Annotated in this window: 3 protein-coding genes; 1 reads left to right on the forward strand and 2 read right to left on the reverse strand. The window is 71.7% G+C overall.

The window, feature by feature from the left end; all coding sequences use genetic code 11:
* Positions 1 to 298: dihydroxyacetone kinase subunit DhaK (locus I59_RS18995; protein ID WP_042726396.1), on the reverse strand; the 298-nt coding region annotated here is incomplete at its 3' end.
* A gap of 71 nt (positions 299 to 369) precedes the next feature.
* Entirely contained in the window at positions 370 to 1,683 is a 1,314-nt protein-coding gene (locus I59_RS02820; protein ID WP_022902575.1) for an RbtT/DalT/CsbX family MFS transporter, read from the reverse strand.
* A gap of 203 nt (positions 1,684 to 1,886) precedes the next feature.
* Here I59_RS02820 and I59_RS02825 point away from each other — a divergent pair.
* On the forward strand, positions 1,887 to 2,763 hold an 877-nt coding region (locus I59_RS02825), incomplete at its 3' end, for a sugar-binding transcriptional regulator (protein WP_022902576.1).

The following is a 2,763-nucleotide window of genomic DNA, read 5'->3' on the forward strand; positions in this document are numbered from 1 at the left end:
CCGACGCCCGGCCCTGGTCGGCGGCCTTCGCGACCGCGTACACCTGTGCGGTCGAGGGCGACGTGAAGACGTTGCCGACGACCGCGCCGGTGGCGAAGCCCGGGCCGACGACGCCGCAGAACGCCGGGTAGTGGCCGGACCCGCCGCCGACGACGACCGCGACCTGCGGGTCGGCGTCGGCGGTGGGGAGCGTCACGACCCCGCCGTGGACCGCGCGCACGCGGTCGGCGTAGAGCGCGGTCCAGCCTGCCAGCTGGTCCTCGGCGAAGTCCTCGGGGTCGTCGTGGATGGTCGTCATCGTGGTGGGGTCCTGTCGGTGGTGGTGGATGGGGGACCGGACGGCGGCGGGACGGCCGCCACCGCCCGGGGTCAGTGCGTCCGGTCGCCCTGCGGGACGCGCAGGAAGTGGACCATCACGAACGCGCAGGCGTAGAGGCCGACGAAGGTCCAGGTGACCGCCTGGCCGCCGCCGCCGAGTGCGAACACCGCCGCGACGACGCCGGTGCCGAGGAACGCGGCGCCGCCGGCCGCCGTCGTGTACATCGCCATCGCGGCGCCCTTGTGGTCCGGCGCGAGGGCGGGCATGATCGCGCCCATCGGCACGAACCCGGCGAGGAGGCAGCCGAACACGCAGCCGGCGACGACGGAGAGCACGTAGCCCCAGTCCGACCCGGCGGGCACGAGCTGCGGTACGTACCACCACGCGACGAGGCCCGTCGCGGAGCCGACGATGCCGAACCACTTGACGGTGCGCTGCCAGCCGATGCGGTCGCCGACCCACCCGAACAGGGCGTTCACGAGGATGTTGGTGGCGTAGACGCAGACGGTCATGAGGAGCCAGCGACCCTGGCCCCAGCCGCGGTCCTGGGCGATCACGGTGGGCAGGACGACGAACATCCCGAACTCCGGGGCGGTGTTGATCAGACGGACGAGGAAGCCCATGAGGACCTTCGGCCGGGTGACGGTGAGGCGCACGCCACTCGTCAGGACACGCCAGGTGCTCTCGCCCTCCGGGGCGATCCGGCTGAACCCGTTCGGCAGCCGGACGCCGAACAGCATGACGAGGAAGCCGATCAGGACGAGCCCGACGGAGGCGATCATCGCGCCGGTCTCCCCGCCCGTGCCACCGCCGAACAGCGGGATCGCGCCGATGGCGAAGAGCGACCCGAGCGTGGGGAGGCCGCCGGTGAACGCGACGTAGAACCAGCCGACCGCGGAGCCGTTCCGCTCGACGGGCGTCGTGATGTTCACCCAGACGAGGAACGCGAACGCGAACAGCGGGTAGCCGAACCCGCGGAGGGCGTACGCCACCGCTGCGAAGGGGACGCTCCCGATCGCGAGCGCGATGAGGAACAGCACCTCGAAGACCACCCAGACGGCGAACCCGAGCACCATCACGCGGCGCGGCCCGACGAGGTCGGACAGGGCACCGGACACGTAGGACCCGATGAGCGCCGCGAGGCTGTAGAACGTCACGATGGTCGCGACCGTCGTCTCGGGACTGCCGAGCACGGCCACCATGTGCGGCGTGATGAAGTTCGACTCGACGCCGTTGCCCGTCATGAAGACGAGGACCGCGACGAAGCCGAGCGCGAGCGGCCTCGGGATCCCCATCCGGTCCAACCGCCCCTCGGTCCGGCGTGCTGCTCGCGCGCTCGTCGCACGCTGTGTCGTCGTCGACATCCTCGACTCCTGTGTCCTGGTGGTCTGCGATCGGATCCGACCTTACACCCGTAGAACGTTTGCTCAGAACAGAATTTCCCCAATTCGCACGGCGCGCCGCGTTCCGCCGGTGTCACCGACCGGAGCGGGGATACGATCGCGATGTCCGCGCGAACCGATCGCTCGTCGACCGGTGTCGGCGACGCTCCGAAAGGCGATGCCACATGTCCTCCGACACCCCCGCCGCACCGACGGAGGCCGGGCGCTCGCGGTTCCCACTCGACACCGTGTACCAGGCGGCGCGGATGTACTACCTCGAGGACGCCACACAGGTCGAGATCGCGGCACGGCTCGGGGTCTCCCGCCCGACCGTCAGTCGGCTCGTCGCCGAGGCCCGCCGAGCGGGCCTCGTCCGCATCGAGGTCGTCGACCCCTTCCAGGACGAGACCGTCGCCCTCGCGGAGCGCCTGCAGGTCGTGCTCGGGCTGCAGGCCGTGCACCTCGCCGCGGTCACGCACCCCGCGACGCTCGGCGTCGACCTCGCCGGACCGATCGCCACGGCCTTCGAGGGTATGGGGCTCGCTCCCGGGGACGCCGTGCTCATGTCGTCCGGGCGGACCGTGTACGACGTCGCCCAGGCGGGGATGCCACGGCTGTCCGGCGTCCAGCTCGTCCCCACGGTCGGAGGTCAGGCGGACCCGATGCCGTGGTTCCAGACGAACGAGATCACGCGGACCGCGGCCGAGCACTCCGGGGCGATCCCCGCGTTCCTGTTCGCCCAGGCGATCCCGTCACCCGCGATGCGCGCCACCCTCGACGAGGACCCGGCGTTCCAGCACGTCGTCGGTCTCTGGGGGAGTGCGAAGGGTGCTGTGCTCGGGATCGGCGCTCCGACGGCCACCCGGGACGCGATCGCCAGGGGCATCCCCGTCGAGGACGCGGCGTTCGACCTCGCCGCGGGTGACGTGTGCCTGAACTTCTTCGCCGCGGACGGGTCCGCGATCGAGTTCCCCGGCAGCGATCGCATGGTCCGGACCTCGCGCGAGGTGCTGGCGGCCGTTCCGCACGCCGTCGGCGTCGCGGTCGGCGAGGCGAAGGTCA

The organism is Curtobacterium sp. B8 (genome assembly GCF_000333315.1).
GTDB lineage: Bacteria > Actinomycetota > Actinomycetes > Actinomycetales > Microbacteriaceae > Curtobacterium > Curtobacterium luteum.

Bases quoted from the DNA above. Each gene is read 5' to 3' on its own strand.
- I59_RS02820 (WP_022902575.1), bottom strand. From the start codon at position 1,683: ATGTCGACGACGACACAGCGTGCGACGAGCGCGCGAGCAGCACGCCGG.